This is a genomic window from Pseudomonas sp. Je.1.5.c (assembly GCF_051129895.1).
GTDB classification, from domain to species: Bacteria; Pseudomonadota; Gammaproteobacteria; order Pseudomonadales; family Pseudomonadaceae; genus Aquipseudomonas; species Aquipseudomonas urmiensis.
Genome location: NZ_JBCPSP010000042.1, coordinates 30,333 through 47,833 on the forward strand (window position 1 = coordinate 30,333; position 17,501 = coordinate 47,833).

Annotated in this window: 15 protein-coding genes and 1 riboswitch; of the genes, 12 read left to right on the forward strand and 3 right to left on the reverse strand. The window is 61.2% G+C overall.

All coding sequences use genetic code 11. From position 1 onward, the window contains the following. Positions 1-54: 54 nt before the first annotated feature. On the reverse strand, positions 55-2,085 hold the full coding sequence (locus tag AAZU54_RS22880) for a sigma-54-dependent Fis family transcriptional regulator (protein ID WP_434727714.1): 2,031 nt from the start codon (positions 2,083-2,085) through the stop codon (positions 55-57). Positions 2,086-2,353: 268 nt separating this feature from the next. On the opposite strand from AAZU54_RS22880, the gene exaC reads away from it, so the two are divergent. The 11 genes from exaC to AAZU54_RS22935 all read left to right on the forward strand — a co-directional run bounded on the left by exaC (position 2,354) and on the right by AAZU54_RS22935 (position 14,145). After that, positions 2,354-3,874 (forward strand): acetaldehyde dehydrogenase ExaC, encoded by a 1,521-nt coding sequence (gene exaC / locus AAZU54_RS22885; RefSeq protein WP_186556648.1) that lies wholly within the window; start codon positions 2,354-2,356, stop codon positions 3,872-3,874. Between the two features lie 224 nt (positions 3,875-4,098). Next, positions 4,099-5,547, forward strand: a complete 1,449-nt coding sequence (gene eat, locus AAZU54_RS22890; RefSeq protein WP_312151763.1) for an ethanolamine permease — start codon at positions 4,099-4,101, stop codon at positions 5,545-5,547. A 49-nt stretch (positions 5,548-5,596) separates the two neighbouring features. Continuing rightward, a complete protein-coding gene (locus AAZU54_RS22895; protein ID WP_186556646.1) occupies positions 5,597-6,991 on the forward strand; it encodes an ethanolamine ammonia-lyase subunit EutB in 1,395 nt (464 codons plus the stop codon). Positions 6,992-6,999: 8 nt separating this feature from the next. Next, positions 7,000-7,818, forward strand: a complete 819-nt coding sequence (gene eutC, locus AAZU54_RS22900) for an ethanolamine ammonia-lyase subunit EutC (RefSeq protein ID WP_405129874.1) — start codon at positions 7,000-7,002, stop codon at positions 7,816-7,818. 109 nt (positions 7,819-7,927) lie between these two features. After that, positions 7,928-8,386, forward strand: coding sequence for a GNAT family N-acetyltransferase (locus AAZU54_RS22905; protein ID WP_186556644.1), 459 nt, complete (start codon positions 7,928-7,930; stop codon positions 8,384-8,386). Positions 8,387-8,660: 274 nt separating this feature from the next. Further along, entirely contained in the window at positions 8,661-9,308 is a 648-nt protein-coding gene (locus tag AAZU54_RS22910; protein ID WP_186556643.1) for a DedA family protein, read from the forward strand. A gap of 7 nt (positions 9,309-9,315) precedes the next feature. Further along, positions 9,316-10,131 (forward strand): zinc-dependent peptidase, encoded by an 816-nt coding sequence (locus tag AAZU54_RS22915; RefSeq protein ID WP_434727715.1) that lies wholly within the window; start codon positions 9,316-9,318, stop codon positions 10,129-10,131. 105 nt (positions 10,132-10,236) lie between these two features. Continuing rightward, complete coding sequence (gene ppa / locus AAZU54_RS22920; protein WP_110737970.1) at positions 10,237-10,764, forward strand: inorganic diphosphatase; 528 nt, start codon at positions 10,237-10,239, stop codon at positions 10,762-10,764. 188 nt (positions 10,765-10,952) lie between these two features. Next, entirely contained in the window at positions 10,953-11,651 is a 699-nt protein-coding gene (locus tag AAZU54_RS22925) for an XRE family transcriptional regulator (protein ID WP_405129873.1), read from the forward strand. Between the two features lie 286 nt (positions 11,652-11,937). Continuing rightward, positions 11,938-13,203 (forward strand): hypothetical protein, encoded by a 1,266-nt coding sequence (locus AAZU54_RS22930; RefSeq protein ID WP_312151753.1) that lies wholly within the window; start codon positions 11,938-11,940, stop codon positions 13,201-13,203. Positions 13,204-13,254: 51 nt separating this feature from the next. Beyond that, positions 13,255-14,145 (forward strand): alpha/beta hydrolase, encoded by an 891-nt coding sequence (locus AAZU54_RS22935; RefSeq protein ID WP_434727716.1) that lies wholly within the window; start codon positions 13,255-13,257, stop codon positions 14,143-14,145. Positions 14,146-14,182: 37 nt separating this feature from the next. On the opposite strand, the gene AAZU54_RS22940 is transcribed toward AAZU54_RS22935, so the two are convergent. Further along, positions 14,183-15,157, reverse strand: a complete 975-nt coding sequence (locus AAZU54_RS22940; RefSeq protein WP_186556639.1) for a zeta toxin family protein — start codon at positions 15,155-15,157, stop codon at positions 14,183-14,185. 87 nt (positions 15,158-15,244) lie between these two features. After that, positions 15,245-16,450, reverse strand: coding sequence for an RtcB family protein (locus AAZU54_RS22945; RefSeq protein WP_392467693.1), 1,206 nt, complete (start codon positions 16,448-16,450; stop codon positions 15,245-15,247). 93 nt (positions 16,451-16,543) lie between these two features. Further along, positions 16,544-16,685: riboswitch (FMN riboswitch) on the forward strand. Between the two features lie 80 nt (positions 16,686-16,765). On the opposite strand from AAZU54_RS22945, the gene ribB reads away from it, so the two are divergent. Further along, the gene (ribB, locus tag AAZU54_RS22950) at positions 16,766-17,416 is read left to right on the forward strand and encodes a 3,4-dihydroxy-2-butanone-4-phosphate synthase (RefSeq protein ID WP_434727717.1); all 651 of its coding nucleotides are present in this window, start codon (positions 16,766-16,768) and stop codon (positions 17,414-17,416) included. Positions 17,417-17,501: the final 85 nt, after the last annotated feature.

Sequence of the window (17,501 nt, forward strand, 5' to 3'; positions counted from 1 at the left end):
AAAACGTCGAGGCAGGGTAGCCCAGGGCGAGCGAAATCGCACCCGCTGTTTCGTTCAGCCAGCCCTGGCGATGCCGTGTTTGCGAAGTTTTCGATACAAGGTATTGCGGCTGATGCCCAGGTGGCTGGCGACGTTGGTCAGGTGCCAGCGGTTTAGTTCCAGCACAGCCAGCAAGACACTGCGCTCAGCATCCTCTAGAGGAAGATCGGCGCGTAAAGGAAGATCGGCATGCAGAGGTAGATCAGCGCGTGGAGGTAGATCAGCGTGGGAGCGGGCTTGCCCCGCGATAGCGTCGGCGCAGACACCAGCGAACTGCCCCATGTCGCTATCGCGGGGCAAGCCCGCGCCCACGCACTGCGTATTGGAGCGCACCAGCGCAGGCAAGTCGGCATAGGTAATGCGCTGGTTGTCGCACAGCGCCCCCAGCGTGCGCAGCACATTGCGCAGTTGCCGCACATTACCCGGCCAGGCGAATGCCAACAGCGCCTGGCGCGCCTGCGGCTCGATCTCGATGCACTGCCCTTCAGCTTCCTGGCGCAACAGAAAGTCCAGCAGCGGCGCTTTGTCACTGCGCTCACGCACCGCCGGCAACGCCACTTCCAGGCCGTTGAGCCGGTAGTACAAGTCTTCGCGGAAGCTGCCCTGCTCCACCCGCTGCAAGAGGTTGCGGTGGGTAGCGCTGATGATCCGCACATCCACCGCCTGCGCCTCACCACCAATCGGCACCACCTGGCGATCCTCCAGCACCCTGAGCAGTCGCGTCTGCAACGCCAGCGGCATATCGCCGATTTCATCGAGCAACAACGTACCGCCATCGGCCTGCAGCAGTTTGCCGCGCATGCCTTCCTTGCGCGCACCGGTGAAACTGCCACCGCGATAACCGAACAACTCGCTCTCGATCAGGCTCTCTGGCAGCGAAGCGCAGTTGATGGCCACAAAAGGTTTGTGCCGACGCTGGCTGGCCTGGTGCACGGCCTGGGCGAACGCCTCCTTGCCGCATCCAGTCTCGCCGCGCAGCAGCAGCGGCACGTCGCGCTCGAACACGCGAACGGCGCGGCTGAAATCAGCTTTCAGGGCCGGATCGAGCAGACAGATCTGCGCCTGCGCCTCGGCCGTTTGCAGCGGCATCGCCGCTGGCACTGCCCAAGCTGCTGTGTGGGGCTGGCCACGCAGACTGGCGAACACCTGGCGGCCGTCGCGGGTATGCAGTGGCCAGACTGCGCTGCCCTGCGGCGTGGCACGGCCGAGCAAATCATCATGGCTACAGGCAAAAAACATATCCACAGGCTTGCCCAGCACTCCACCACGAATAGTGCCGAGCAGATTCAACGCACTCTGGTTGACCGCACTGATCCGCCCTTCGCCATCGAATGCCAGCAACCCTTCACTGAATAGCCCGACCGATTCGGCCTGCAAATGGAAACGCAGCAGCCACTGATGTTCGAAATGGCGCAGGAAATAACAGCTCTCGATCATCTTCGCCGAGAGGTTGACCAGCGCCATGGTATGGAATTGGCTCTGGCGCGAGACATCTGGCCGAGCCGAAGACACGTCGAGTACCGCCAGCAGCTCGCCATGCGGGTCGAACACCGGGCTCGCCGAGCAGGTCAGCCCGGTGTGGCGGCCACGAAAATGTTCGTTTTGATGGATGGTCAGCGCCTGACGCTCGACCAGGCAGGTGCCAATGCCATTGGTGCCCTCACTGGCCTCGCTCCAGTCGGCGCCCAACCACAGCCCGGCGCGCTCGAAAATACGCCGCTCGGTAGGCGCGGTGACGCAATTGAGGATCACCCCACGGGCGTCGGTCAGCAATACCGCGTGCCCCGCGCCCGATAGCTGCTGGTGCAGGCTGTTCATTTCGGTGCCGGCGATCTGCAACACCTGGCGCAGGCGTTCGCGGGTTTCCAGCAGGCGCCCGTGTTCGAGCACCACCGGCGCCTGGCCACGGTCAGGGTCGAGATGATAGTCCTCCAGGCAGCGCAGCCAGGAGCGGGCGATCGAAGGGTCGCTAGCAGGTCCGCTGCCCTCGCCACGGGCAACTGTCAGGACTTGATGGGCATGGCGGCTGAACGCATTGCTCTGCATTTGTTGTTGTGCTCCGCAGATAGAGACTCAGGGCCAGCATCCTCCACCCGGCAAGGCTTTGCAATGGCGCACTGACCCACAGGTCACGCAGCGTGTCATTAGCGGTACAAACTGTCACTGCGCCCGTGCCATAGCGGGTACACAGGGGCTCAACAATACCGGAATGAGCGCAGTAACTCCTTGATTCACAAGGAGCGCCCGGCAGTGGCCCAAGCTTTGCTCTACGCTTTCCAACTCCCCAACAAACACAATAGCCAGGAGAGACACCATGCGTTACGCACATCCCGGTACCGAAGGCTCCAAGGTCAGCTTCAAGAGCCGTTACGGGAACTTCATCGGTGGCGAGTTCGTAGCTCCGGTCAAAGGGCAATATTTCGAAAACACTTCTCCGGTGAACGGCAAGCTGATCGCCGAATTCCCCCGCTCCACTGCCGAAGACATCGATAAGGCGCTGGACGCCGCGCATGCCGCCGCCGACGCCTGGGGCCGCACCTCGGTGCAGGACCGCTCCAACGTCCTGCTGAAAATCGCCGACCGCATCGAGCAGAACCTCGAACTGCTGGCCATCACCGAAACCTGGGACAACGGCAAGCCGGTGCGCGAAACCCTCAACGCCGACATCCCACTGGCCGTGGACCACTTCCGCTACTTCGCTGGCTGCATCCGCGCCCAGGAAGGCGGCGCCGCCGAGATCAACGAAGGCACCGTGGCCTATCACATCCACGAACCGCTGGGCGTGGTCGGGCAGATCATTCCGTGGAACTTCCCGATCCTGATGGCCGCCTGGAAACTCGCCCCGGCCCTGGCCGCCGGTAACTGCGTGGTGCTCAAGCCGGCCGAGCAGACCCCACTGGGCATCACCGTGCTGGTCGAGCTGATCGGCGACCTGCTGCCGCCGGGCGTGCTCAACGTGGTGCAAGGTTATGGCCGTGAAGCGGGCGAGGCCCTGGCCACCAGCAAGCGCATCGCCAAGATCGCCTTCACCGGCTCCACCCCAGTCGGCTCGCACATCATGAAATGCGCAGCCGAGAACATCATCCCGTCCACCGTCGAGCTGGGCGGCAAGTCGCCGAACATCTACTTCGAAGACATCATGCAGGCCGAGCCGAGCTTCATCGACAAGGCTGCCGAAGGCATGGTCCTGGCGTTCTTCAACCAGGGCGAAGTGTGCACCTGTCCTTCGCGGGCGCTGGTGCAGGAGTCGATCTACCCGCAGTTCATGGAAGCGGTGCTGAACAAGGTCAAGAAGATCAAGCGTGGCGACCCGCTGGACACCGACACCATGGTCGGCGCCCAGGCCTCGCAGCAACAGTTCGAGAAAATCCTCTCGTACCTGGACATCGCCCAGGAAGAAGGCGCCGAGCTGCTCACTGGCGGCAAGGTGGAAAAACTCGAAGGCGCCCTGGCGACCGGCTATTACATCCAGCCGACCCTGCTCAAGGGCAACAACAAGATGCGCGTGTTCCAGGAAGAGATCTTCGGCCCGGTGGTCAGCGTCACTACCTTCAAGGATGAAGCCGAAGCGCTGGCGATTGCCAACGACACCGAGTTCGGTCTGGGCGCCGGCGTGTGGACCCGTGATATCAACCGCGCCTACCGCATGGGCCGTGGGATCAAGGCAGGCCGGGTGTGGACCAACTGCTACCACCTGTACCCGGCGCACGCGGCGTTTGGCGGGTACAAGAAGTCGGGGGTTGGCCGTGAGACGCACAAGATGATGCTCGATCATTATCAGCAGACCAAGAACCTGCTGGTGAGCTACGACATCAACCCGCTGGGCTTCTTCTAAACCGCGTCACGCCCTTCGCGGGCAAGCTCGCTCCCACAGGTACACCACTGCATTTGAAACTGTGCTGTCCCTGTGGGAACGGGCTTGCCCGCGAAGAGGCCGCCACTGACTTTTACCATTCCAGACCGGATCGCCTGAACGAACCGCTCTGGCTCGCTTCCTGCAGTACCTATCACCATCGGCCGGAAGCCTTCCGGCCACCAAGAAAAACAACAGGTGAATCTATGCCAAGCGATCAATCCACCGGCACGCCGGCAGGTGCTTCCGTCGACTTCGAAAAAGTCGGCTCAGACTATTTCCAGCAACGTGAACTGAAAAAAGGCGCCGCCGGCTGGGTCTTGCTGGTCGGCCTGGGGGTCGCCTACGTGATCTCCGGCGACTACGCCGGGTGGAACTTCGGCCTGGCCCAAGGCGGCTGGGGCGGCATGTTCCTCGCCACCCTGCTGATGGCCACCATGTACCTGTGCATGTGCTTCTCGCTGGCCGAACTGTCGTCGATGATCCCCACCGCAGGCGGCGGCTACGGCTTCGCCCGTAGCGCCTTCGGCCCCTGGGGTGGCTTCTTGACCGGTACCGCGATCCTCATCGAATACGCCATCGCCCCGGCCGCTATCGCGGTGTTCATCGGCGCCTATTGCCAGTCACTGTTCGGCATCGGCGGCTGGATGATTTATCTCGCCTTCTACATCATCTTCATCGGTATCCACATCTTCGGTGTTGGCGAGGCGTTGAAACTGATGTTCATCATCACCGCGGTGGCGGCGATTGCCCTGGTGGTGTTCCTGATCGGCATGGTGCCCCATTTTGATGCAGCCAACCTGTTCGATATCGCCCCAACCAGCGCGGCAGGCGCCAGCAGCTTCCTGCCATTCGGCTACATCGGCGTGTGGGCGGCGATCCCCTATGCGATCTGGTTCTTCCTGGCGGTCGAAGGTGTGCCATTGGCTGCCGAAGAAACCAAGAACCCCAAACGCGACCTGCCGCGCGGTCTGATCGGGGCCATGCTGGTGCTGCTCGCCTTTGCCCTGCTGATTCTGGTGATCGGCCCTGGTGGCGCGGGTTCCGAAGCGCTCAAGGCCTCGGGCAATCCTCTGGTCGAGGCGCTGTCGAAGGCTTACGGCGGCTCAACCTGGATGGGCAACTTCGTCAACCTGGTCGGCCTTGCTGGCCTGATCGCCAGCTTCTTCTCGATCATCTACGCCTATTCGCGGCAGATCTTTGCGCTTTCTCGCGCCGGCTACCTGCCACGCAAATTGTCCGAGACCAACAAAAGCAAAGCGCCCGTGCTGGCCCTGGTCATCCCGGGGATCATCGGTTTCGCCCTGTCGCTGACTGGCCAGGGTGACTTGCTGATCCTGGTCGCGGTGTTCGGCGCCACCCTGTCGTACGTGCTGATGATGGCCGCACACATCACCCTGCGTATTCGTCGCCCCAAGATGGAGCGTCCGTACCGCACCCCAGGCGGCATCTTCACCTCGGGCGTGGCCCTGGTCTTGGCGTGCCTGGCGGTGGTCGCCGGGTTCCTGGTCGATCCGCGCGTGGTGATTGGCGCGGCAGTGATCTATGGGGTATTAATTGCCTACTTTGCTTTCTACAGCCGCCACCACTTGGTAGCGGGGACGCCGGAAGAGGAATTCGCCGCGATCCAAAAGGCCGAAGAGGCCCTGCACTGATCGCCGATACGCGCCGCAGGTAGCTCCTGCGGCGCTCTGGAGAGTCTGTATGGCAAGTTTCGTACACACGGTAGGCAACCTGGTCTACCGCTTCGACAGCCTCAAGGAAGTCATGGCCAAGGCCAGCCCGGCGCGCTCGGGCGACTTTCTGGCTGGGGTCGCGGCCAGCAACGACGGCGAACGGGTCGCCGCGCAGATGGCCCTGGCCAACATCCCGCTCACGCATTTTTTGAGTGAGGCGCTGATCCCTTATGAGCAAGACGAAGTCACCCGACTGATCATCGACAGCCATGACGCCGAAGCCTTTGCCCCGGTCAGCCACCTGACGGTGGGCGGCCTGCGCGACTGGCTGCTCGGCGAAGACGCCACGCAAGACAGCCTACGCGCCCTCGCCCCCGGCCTGACCCCGGAAATGGCTGCGGCAGTGTCGAAAATCATGCGCGTGCAGGATCTGGTGCTGGTCGCGCAGAAAATCCGCGTGGAGACCCAGTTCCGCGGCACCATGGGCCTGCGCGGTCGGCTGTCGACCCGCCTGCAACCGAACCATCCGACCGATGAACCGGCCGGGATCGCCGCGAGCATCCTCGACGGGCTGCTGTATGGCAACGGTGACGCCATGATCGGCATCAACCCGGCCACCGACAGTATTTCTTCGATCTGCGCCATGCTGGAAATGCTCGATGCGATCATCCAGCGCTACCAGATCCCCACCCAGGCCTGCGTGCTGACTCACGTCACCACCTCGATCGAGGCGATCAACCGCGGCGTGCCGCTGGACCTGGTATTCCAGTCCATCGCCGGCACCGAGGCGGCCAACGCCGGCTTTGGCATCAATCTCAATGTCCTGCAGGAAGGCTATGAAGCCGGCCTGTCGCTCAAGCGCGGCACCCTCGGCCAGAACTTGATGTATTTCGAAACCGGCCAAGGCAGCGCCCTGTCGGCCAACGCTCACCATGGCGTTGACCAGCAGACCTGCGAAACCCGCGCCTATGCCGTGGCCCGCCATTTCAAGCCGTTTCTGGTCAACACCGTGGTCGGCTTCATCGGCCCGGAATACCTGTACAACGGCAAGCAGATCATCCGCGCCGGCCTGGAGGACCACTTCTGCGGCAAGCTGCTGGGCGTGCCGATGGGTTGCGACATCTGCTACACCAACCACGCCGAAGCCGACCAGGACGACATGGACACTCTGCTGACCCTGCTGGGTGTGGCCGGGATCAACTTCATCATGGGCATCCCCGGCTCCGACGACATCATGCTCAATTACCAGACCACCTCGTTCCACGACGCGCTGTATGCGCGCCAGACTCTGGGCCTCAAGCCCGGACCGGAATTCGAGGCGTGGCTTGAGCGCACCGGCATCTTCACCCAGGCCGATGGCCGCATTCGCTTTGGCGACAACCTGCCGCCAGCTTTCCGCCAAGCCTTGGCGCAGTTGGCCTAGAGGTGACCATGGAACGACACACGCCCACCCACGACAACCCCTGGTTGGCCCTGCGCAATCTCACCCCGGCGCGGATTGCCCTGGGCCGCAGCGGCATCAGCCTGCCGACCGGCGCCCAGCTGGATTTCCAGTTCGCTCACGCCCAGGCCCGTGATGCGGTGCACCTGGCCTTCGATCACGCCAGCCTGCGCAGCCAACTGAGCGAACGCGGCCGAGACAGCCTGCTGTTGCACAGCGCCGCCAGCGACCGCGACCAGTACCTGCAACGCCCGGATCTGGGCCGCCGGCTGAACCAGGAGTCGGTCCAGCAACTGCGCGATCACGCCCAAGCCAATCCGGGTGGCGTCGACCTGGCCATCGTCGTCGCCGACGGTCTGTCGGCCCTGGCCGTACACCGCCATACCTTGCCGTTGCTCGCGCGCTTCGAAGAGCAGGCCGCCGCTGACGGCTGGAGCAGTGCCCCGGTGGTGCTGGTCGAGCAAGGCCGGGTTGCCGTGGCCGATGAAGTCGGTGAACTGCTTGGCGCACGCATGACCGTGATGTTGATCGGCGAACGCCCTGGCCTGAGCTCGCCAGACAGCCTTGGCCTGTACTTCACCTACGGCCCCAAGGTCGGCCTGACCGACGCCTATCGCAACTGCATTTCCAACGTACGCCTGGAGGGCTTGAGCTACGGCATGGCCGCTCACCGCCTGTTGTACCTGATGCGCGAAGCCTGCCGGCGCCAGCTGTCGGGGGTGAATCTTAAGGACGAAGCCGAGGTCCATAACCTCGACACTGAAAACTCTTCAAGCAAAAGCGGAAACTTCCTACTTGGGGAAGAGTAAAAATCATGTCACGGAAGGTGGATTGCGCTTCTAGCCTGCATTGGGGCAGCATGCCCTTGAAAGCTGCTGGCAATCCGCTGTTTCCCCAAATGGACTCTGAGGGCCGCACATGCGCATCATCAAGGCAACCCTGGAACACCTCGACCTGCTCAACCCGTTGTTCGTGAAGTACCGCGAGTTCTATGGGCAGTTGCCCTATCCGGACAGTTCGCGCAGCTTCCTCGAGAAGCGCCTCAGGCTCAAAGAGTCGGTGATCTACCTGGCGCTGGCGGATGATGACGACAGCAAGCTGCTGGGTTTCTGCCAGCTGTATCCGAGCTTTTCGTCGCTGTCGCTCAAGCGCGTGTGGATTCTCAACGACATCTACGTGGCCGAAGACGCCCGGCGCATGCTGGTGGCCGACCACCTGATGCGCGAGGCCAAGAAAATGGCCAAAGAAACCAATGCCGTGCGCATGCGGGTGTCGACCAGCAGTGATAACGAGGTGGCGAAGAAAACCTACGAATCCATGGGCTTTCGCGAAGATACCGAGTTCACCAGCTACATTTTGCCGATCAACCAGGATTGAGCTACCCCACGCGAGGTCGCTATGCGGATTGTGGCCAAGCGTGGGAGCGGGCTTGCCCCGCGATTGCGGCAACCCGTTCCCACGTAGCCCTCATCCCAGCCAAACCATCGTAACCCGCCGCTACAATCTCCCCGGGCACAATCTCCCCTTGTCCGTATAATGCCCCTCCTACATGTGTGAAAATTTACCCACTCGCAGGTAAACAAGCCTACGGCCTTGCCGATCTCCGTCTTTGCGCGCCCGTAGTCGCGGGTCAAGAACACAGGTGCTGTACATGGATTTCAACCCGCTGGACCTTATCCTGCATCTCGATGCCTACCTCGATCTGCTGGTCACCAACTACGGCCCCTGGATCTACGCCATTCTGTTTGCCGTGATCTTCTGCGAGACCGGCCTGGTGGTGATGCCCTTCCTGCCCGGCGACTCGCTGCTGTTCATCGCTGGTGCCGTGGCCGCAGGCGGCGGAATGGACCCAGTACTGCTGTCCGGCCTACTGATGGCGGCGGCAATCATGGGCGACAGTACCAATTATGTGATCGGGCGAACGGCGGGCGAACGCTTGTTCAACAAACCCGATTCGAAGATCTTCCGCCGCGATTACCTGCAGCGCACCCACGAATTCTACGAGCGCCACGGCGGCAAGACCGTGACCCTGGCGCGTTTCCTGCCGATTCTGCGCACCTTTGCGCCGTTCGTCGCCGGCATCGCCCACATGCATTACCCGCGCTTCCTGGCCTTCAGCGTCGCCGGCTCGCTGTTGTGGGTCGGCGGCCTGGTCACCCTGGGCTTCTTCTTCGGCAATGTGCCGTTCATCAAGCAGCACCTGTCGCTGATGGTCGTCGCCATCATCGTCTTGTCGCTGGTGCCGATGATCCTCGGTTTGCTGCGTGGCCGCTTCGGCCGCGCCGCCAAGGCGCACTGACCGGCCCATGTGGTCGTTACGCGCCTGGCGGCGTCGACGTACCCTGGCCCGTTATCCGATCGATGCCCAGCTGTGGCAGGCTGTTCGTGAACAGCTGCCACTGCTCGACGGTATCAGCGAGGAAGAAGACCGCTGGCTGCGCGAAGCCTGCGTGTTGTTTCTGCATAACAAGCACCTGACCACCCTGCCCGGCGTCGAGCTGGACGACCAGCAGCGCCTGCTGCTCGCCGCCCAGGCCCAGTTGCCACTGCTGCACCTGGGCGACCTGGACTGGTATCAAGGCTTTCACGAAATCATCCTCTACCCCGACGACTTCAAAAGCCCCCAGCGCCACCGCGACGCCAGCGGCGTCGAGCACGTGTATGACGGCGAACACAGCGGCGAAGCCTGGCAACAAGGCCCGGTGATCCTGGCCTGGGACGGCGTGCTCAGCGGGGGTGGCTGGGAGGCCTACAACCTGGTGATCCACGAGCTGGCGCACAAACTCGACATGCTCAACGGCGACGCCAACGGCCTGCCGCCACTGCACAGCGACATGCACGTCGGCGACTGGTCCAAGGCCATGCAACAGGCCTACGACGATCTCAACCGGCAGCTGGACGCCAACCCTGACGCCGAGACCGCCATCGACCCCTACGCTGCGGAAAACCCCGGCGAATTCTTTGCCGTCACCAGCGAGTATTTCTTCAGCGCCCCCGACCTGCTGCACCAGGCTTATCCACAGGTGTACCAGCAATTGGCGCTGTTCTACCGCCAGGATCCATTAGCACGCCTGAGCCAACTGCAGGCCGAACATCCGCTGTACCGCGATCATCAGCACTGACATGCTCCTGCACACGCCCGCACATCAGGCAGGGCGTGGCGTGGCCCAGCAGAATATGCCTATAATCGCCGCCAATTTTCCGATCAGACACGGGGGCACTGCCCAATGAGCTACAGCAAGATTCCGGCTGGCAAAGACCTGCCGAACGACATCTACGTCGCCATCGAGATCCCGGCTAACCACGCGCCGATCAAATACGAGATCGACAAAGACAGCGACGCGCTGTTCGTCGACCGTTTCATGGCTACCCCGATGTTCTACCCAGCCAACTACGGCTACATCCCCAACACCCTGGCTGACGACGGTGATCCGCTCGACGTGCTGGTCGTGACCCCTTACCCGGTCGCTCCAGGCTCGGTCATCCGCGCCCGTCCAGTCGGCATCCTGAACATGACCGACGACGGCGGCGGCGACGCCAAAGTCATCGCCGTACCGCACGACAAGCTGTCGCAGCTGTACGTCGACGTCAAAGAGTACACCGACCTGCCAGCGCTGCTGATCCAGCAGATCGAGCACTTCTTCGCGAACTACAAAGATCTCGAGAAGGGCAAGTGGGTCAAGATCGAAGGCTGGGACGGCGCTGACGCCGCCCGTGCCGCGATCACCAAATCGGTTGCAGCCTACAAAGGCTAAGCCCGATGGGTATCTAGAGCCCCGCATCGGCGGGGCTTTTTTATGCCTGCTCAACGGCGGTAAGGGCAATATCCAAGAAAAGTCCTACTCAGTCCTAGGAGCCGTCTCTCAATACACGCCATTTCTCACACACCATGCAAACCTCAGGTTCATTTTCCCGCAGCCGCTTGCCCGCTAGACTCGGACCCATGACTACCTCTGGTGACCGCCTAAAGTCACTCCTTCAGGAGTGCGAACTAACCCCTTCCGACTTCGCTGCCCAGCGCGGCGTCACGCCCCAGCACGTCAACAACTGGTTCAAGCGCGGTATTCCTCTGGCCCGCCTCGATGAAACCGCCGACCTGTTCTGCGTGCACCGTCGCTGGCTGCTAAGCGGCGAAGGCCCTAAACATCCAAGCCCGATCCTGCGCCAAAGCCTCTTAACGCCCACCCCGGCAAAAGCCAGCCCGCTGCTGGGCGACGATACGCGCATGGTAAACATCGCCCTACACAGCGTGCGCAACAGGCGTCTGCAAGCCGACCAACACAGCTATCTGCCGCTCCCCCAGCAAGCCCTCGAAGCGCTTGGCGTGGCAGTGGAACAGGCCATCTGCGTGAACATGCCCGCCGCCAACATGGCCCCGCTGATCCCCGTGAACGCCATCGTTGCCATCGACCGGGGCATGACTCAAGTCGTCGAAGGCCAAGCCTATGCCCTACTGCAAAACGGCCAACTGAAAGTGCACAGTCTCAGCCTCGGCAACAACGACACCCTGTGTTTACACAGCCACGACCGACGCAATTACGCCGTCGAGCGCTACACCCCCGCCCAACGCCATGCGCAAGGCCTGGAAATCCTTGGCCGGGTGTTTCATTGGTCATATTTCAGCCAGCCAGTATCAGGCTGAAACACCCAGTGCCACTTTTTGCTGGGCAACACGAGCGAGCCCTAGTATCCTTGCCCGCACATTTCGCCCCAGACCGGCCAAGGCCGCGCTCCAGAGGGCCTGGCGACGCCTCATACAGCCGTCTGCCATCTTTTTCATGGTCCTTGAGGCCATACCGTTTAAGGCGGTTGCGGCTTACCAAAAATGAGCCAAGATCGTCCCCGAGAAGCCGGCCACAAGCCGGCTTTTTAATGCGTAAAATTTGAGTTGGCACTGACACACCACGTGACACAAGGATCGTGAAATCATGACGGCACCAGCAAGGGCTGCATCAGCACTATCCAGCCAAATAGAAGCGCCCCCAGTGAGCAACGCTCACGCGTTTCTCAAGTTACTGAACGACGGCAAATGGTGGATTACCCCGCTAGCTAGTCTGGTTTCCCTTCTACTGCTTTCCAAATACTTGTGGGCCATCGGCCATCCTGAACTCATTCTCAGCTCGATCAGCAGTCCTTCCAACCTCTTGATATGGCTGGTCTTCGCAGTACTCGGGTTTCTGATGATCATAATGGTCCTTTCGGTGCCTTCCTTGGTGTTCATGTTGTGTGTGGACTTGGCCAAACCTAGTCGCAAACTGGAAGCTGCAGTCGCCCTGCGTTTCGCCTGGGTGGTCATTGGCGGCTTCGTCTTGATGACAGTAAATTTGGTGTTGTCGGTTTTCGACAACTCGTTACCTCCTTGGCTGATGTTCGGGATTATTACTGCAGCATCGGCTATCGCCGCTGACTACCTGTTGAATCGACGCCCTGCACTCAAGGCCCTGGGACAGAAGCTGGTGCCGCAGACAAGCGCCCACGGTATCCGCCGGGTTATTGGTTGGTCATACAAGGCCTGGCTGGGGGCGATGCTGGCCTTCACGGCAGTGTGTGGCATCTTTCCTGCTCAGTTCACTCTCCTCGCTTGGCGGGGTGCTGAGGAAGGCATCGAAGTCGGCGGGCTGATAGTGATCTGTTTCTTTTCGATGATCCTCTATCTGATTCCGATACTGGTGTTCTTCAGGCTCAAAGGCCCTCTGCTAGCGCGTGCAGGAAAAGCGACCTTCATCTTGATCATCGGAATATTCCTGCATGCGCTGTGGATGCCGGCGATGTTGAGTATCTGGGTTTACTCCGCCGCCAATATGTTGAAACTCCGAGATCATCGCCCTCTGGATTATGTACTTGACGCTAAGGACTATCCTCCCACCCTGTTTGACCAAAACGTGTGGAAGCTAAAATACATTGACAAGGAAAGCGGGCTCTACAGTATTTACGCCTTTCGCCAATATCGATTTGGTGACGTTCTACTGTTGTGCCCTGGCCGCTATGCGCGCACGTCCCTAAAAGACATCGAGACTTACGCGCCGCAGTGTGTGGCCATCGCCGATGCCAAGGTAAAAATAGCAACCTTGAGCAATCCGCCAAAATTTCCTGCGTTAGGACAAATCCAGTGCCGGCTCTGGTCGACCCCACCTACCAAGCCTCCCCTGCTGACCCAACCGGCTGGACGATGCTTGTATAGCGAAGTCTTCTGAAGACTCGTCACAGCAGATGACGCGCGGAGCAAGCCATAACGAGATCGCCTGATGAAACTGACCACCTTCACCCTGGCATTGGCCCTCGTGATAACCAGCGCCCCCGCCCTGGCACGACCCATGCCGGAGCAGAAAATGGACACCAGCCTGCTGCAACGTCAGGACCTGGCCTACCGCTTCACCACCCTCACACTGGATTCGGCCGACGGCAAGCGCCACTACCAGCTATGGATCGGCACGCCCCAGCGACCCGCCCCTGCAACAGGCTATCCGGTGCTGTGGATGCTCGATGGCAACGCCGCCCTCGGCGCGCTCGACCCAGCCCTGCTCGATCAACTCGCCAAGGGCCAGGCACCACTGCTGGTTGCCGTAGGCTATCAAACCGCGCAACGCATCGAGCGCAGCGCTCGCACCTACGACTACACCCCTGACCTGCCAGGCCAGCGCGAGCAGCTCGATCCGCTCAGCGGACAGCCCAGCGGTGGCGTGCAACAGTTCTTCGATCTGCTTAGCCAGCGCATGCGGCCGATGGTGGCCGAGGTGGCCCCCATCGACGCCAGTCGGCAGACCCTGTGGGGGCACTCTTACGGCGGCCTGGCGGTACTGCATGCACTGTTCACCCGCCCTGGCGAGTTCAGCACCTACGCTGCCGCCAGCCCCTCGCTGTGGTGGCATGATGGCGCCGTCGTCAATGAGGCGCAGGGTTTGCAACAACGCCTGGGTGACGCCCGACCGAACCTGCTGCTGATGCGCGGCGGTGACGAGCCATCCAACCCGCGCGCAGCGGTCAAGGGTGATGTCGAGCGTCCAGCACGCGAACTGGTCGCTGACCTGGCGAAGGTGCAGGGACTACAGGTGCGCTTCGAACGCTTCGACGGGTTGGGGCATGGGCCGATGTTGCCGGCGTCCCTGCGACGAGTGATCGAGACGATGGCCAAGTAATCTCAGCACAGCCCGTCAACACTACATGTCATGGGGCTCAAGGGTTTACGTATCTGAGGACATAAAGGCACAACTCACGGAACACAGCGGTCGGCATGTCAGTAATCTGTGCCTTGCCCAAGGTTTTACAACAAGCCGCTGCCATCTTTTGGCGCACTTCCTTGCCCATCAATCCGGCATGCACAACTTGCGAGTATTGAATGTATGAGCAAGGAAAACTCTCCTTGGCGTTGCGACTGATCTTGAAGCTCAGATGCGCTAGATATACAAACGCTTGCCCTAAGTAGTTCTGCTGCGGGGCTAGTTCGCCGATGGCGTTGCACGTGCTGTAGCAGACCGGCCGACTTTCCATATCGGTCTCCATACCGCGCAGATACAGGACGATTTGCGATCCAACCTTCTGCGTGCAGGCATTTTCGAAAGCATCGAGAATCTTTCGCGCGTTGGCCTGCGCTTCCTCGATCTGGGTCAAGGTCACCACGCGCTCCAGCTCGCCTTTGGCCACGCTTTTAACCACCCGGTCGAGCGAGGCCCAATGGCTGAGCTCCTTCTGGCAAGCAATCACATGCACTTCGAACTGGTAGCCAAGATTCGCCGCTACTGGGGGGAACTTGGCGAAACCTGGGTTATCCAGGGCCGTTTCCATGATGATGTTGTACTTGTTCTCCATGGCATAGCTACAGATCATCTCGCCCAACCGCCAGATAAAATCCTCGGTGTGCTCGTAGACATGCAGCACGCCGTTAGGCTTCATCGTCTCGTAGGACGGGTGCAGCTCGCGGAAGGAAGGCAGGTACAAGCGCACATAGTTTTCGTAGCGCTTGCTGCGTAACAGGGTGTTCTCCAGCAGGTAGGTTTTACCCGAGCCCTGGGCGCCGGCGAGGATGAGGATCTTCGGACTGGGCAAGCTATCGCCCGCATCAATCTCACGGGTCTTGTTGAACAAGCTGTTATGGAGCTGCTCGAAAGCGTTTTGCACATCGACAGCAGTGAAGGGATATTGGGTACTCATAATCGTCTCTTGTTGATCTGCCCCGTATTGGGCAGATCAACAAGGTAGAGCACGCAGCATAACCAGCGAGGTAGATAGTTAAGCCGCTTAACCCTTGACGCAAACCACCTGGCGCAAGGTATGCACAACCTCCACCAACTCGCGCTGAGCCAGCATGACAGCATCGATGTCCTTGTAGGCCATGGGAATCTCATCGATCACCTGCTTGTCCTTGCGGCACTCGACATGGGCCGTGGCGCGGCGCTGATCCTCGACAGTGAAACGGCTCTTGGCCTTGGTTCGGCTCATCACTCGCCCGGCACCGTGGCTGCACGAGCAGAACGACTGCTCATTACCCAGCCCACGCACGATAAAGCTCTTGGCACCCATCGAGCCTGGAATGATGCCCAGCTCGCCCTGGCGCGCCGACACCGCGCCCTTGCGGGTCACCAGCACTTCGCGACCAAAATGCTGTTCGCGTTGCACGTAGTTGTGGTGACAGTTGACCGCCTCCAGGCTGGCCTCGAAGCGCTTACCCAATACCTTGCGCGTGGCGCCAACCACCGCCAGCATCATCAGTTCGCGGTTGTGTCGGGCAAAATCCTGAGCCCACTGCACCGCCTCGACATAATCGGCAAAATGCCGGCTGCCCTCTTCGAAATAGGCCAGGTCCTTGTCGGGCAGGTTGGCCAGGTGCTGACGCATGTCGGCCTGGGCCAGCTCGATGAACAGGTTGCCGATCGCATTGCCGACCCCGCGTGAGCCGCTGTGCAGCATGAACCAGACCCGGTCGGCTTCATCCAGGCAGACTTCGATGAAATGATTACCACCGCCGAGCGTGCCCAGGTGATGGCGGTTGTTGGTTTTCTCCAGCCGTGGGTACTTGTCGGTGATGGCCTTGAAACGCGCGGCCAGGCCACTCCACACGCGCTCGGCCTGGTTGGGCACAGTGTCCCAGGCGCCCTGATCACGCCGGCCGAAAGTCTTGCCGTGAGGTACGGCCTGTTCGATGGCGCTGCGCAGGCCATGCAGGTTGTCCGGCAGGTCGCGCGCATGCAGCGAGGTACGTGCGGCGATCATGCCGCAACCGATATCCACGCCCACTGCCGCAGGGATGATCGCCCCCACTGTGGGGATCACACTGCCAATGGTCGAACCCTTGCCCAGGTGCACGTCCGGCATCACCGCCAGGTGCTTGAAGATGAACGGCATGCGCGCGGTGTTGAGCAACTGCTGGCGGGCTTCCTCCTCTACCGGCACGCCGTCGGTCCACAGTTTGATCGGCTTGCCGCCGGCGACTTGGAGAATGTCCATGGTGTCGTTTCCACAAAAAGCTTTCACCCATGATACCGCCGAAGGTCGTAGGCCGGCGGCTTGCCAACCAGGTGGCACAGTGCTGTATGCTTGGCCGGTCTTCAGGGCGGGGTGAAAGTCCCCACCGGCGGTAAATCGAAAGATGAGCCCGCGAGCGCCCCGACCCTGTCGGGGGACAGCAGATCTGGTGAGATTCCAGGGCCGACGGTCATAGTCCGGATGAAAGAAGGCGTTTGGTAGCAGCCATAAAGGTGCTGCTGCGCGCGCGTTTTGTTCGCCCCGAGACGTTCATCGATTATTCACGAGGAGCGTTTCATGTCCCCCATGCTGCAAAAGCAATTCCCCAATGTCGCGGCTGCCATTGCCGCTTTCCAGGCTGGCCGACCGGTGCTGTTGCTCGACGACAACGATCGCGAGGACGAAGCGGATATCATTGCCGCCGCCGAAAACATCTCGATGCAGACCATGGCCATGATGATCCGCGATTGCAGCGGCATCGTTTGCCTGTGCCTGGATGAAGCCACCGTCGACGCCCTGCAACTGGCGCCGATGGTGCAGAACAACCAGGCCCGCCATGGCACCGGCTTCACCGTTACCATCGAAGCGGCCGAAGGCATCACCACCGGCGTTTCTGCCCAGGACCGCATCACCACTATCGAAGCTGCGCTGCGCTCGACTGCCGAACAGCGCCAGATCGTCAGCCCTGGCCACGTATTCCCGCTGCGTGCGCGCAACGGTGGCGTACTGACTCGCCGTGGTCACACCGAAGGTACCGTGGACCTGGCGCGCCTGGCTGGGCTGCGTCCGGCCGGCGTGCTGTGCGAGCTGATGAACCCCGACGGCACCATGGCCCGCGGTGAGCAGGTGGCGGTGTATGCCCACCAGTACAACATGCCAATGCTGACCATCGAAGAGCTGGCGCAGTACCGCGTAGCGATGATGGAGCGCGAGGCGGTGCCCGCCTGATCCATCGTCTACAGCACTGGTTGTGCAACCCTATCGCGGGGCAAGCCCGCTCCCACGCAGACGCAGGGTGACTACAAGGTCCTCG